Origin of the sequence: Pedobacter sp. ASV12, assembly GCF_016429155.1 — a bacterium.
Taxonomy (GTDB): domain Bacteria; phylum Bacteroidota; class Bacteroidia; order Sphingobacteriales; family Sphingobacteriaceae; genus Pedobacter.
Map to the genome: position 1 here is coordinate 1 of NZ_JAELUC010000400.1, position 255 is coordinate 255.

Sequence of the window (255 nt, forward strand, 5' to 3'; positions counted from 1 at the left end):
TGCCCATGTCGTCGTACAGGTACTGGGTGGACAGGGCGGAGCTTTCGCTTTCCCAAACCTTCTTCAGCACCACCCTGCCCTCCATATCCTTGAACTCTTCTGTGGTGCCCGCCCTGCCGCTTGTCCAATTCTCGTCTTTGGAAATGGTCTTGTAGAGCGTGCCGGGCAGGTAGTTGGCTGATGAAGAAGCGCCCGAGGCGTTGACCGTCCAGAGCTTTACCGCATCCGTGGCATCGTTGATGGCATAGCCCGGCT

1 protein-coding gene is annotated in these 255 nt (G+C 58.0%); it reads right to left on the reverse strand.

All coding sequences use genetic code 11. The features are described from left to right. On the reverse strand, positions 1-255 hold a 255-nt coding region (locus JHD69_RS21645), incomplete at both ends, for a hypothetical protein (protein WP_199142220.1).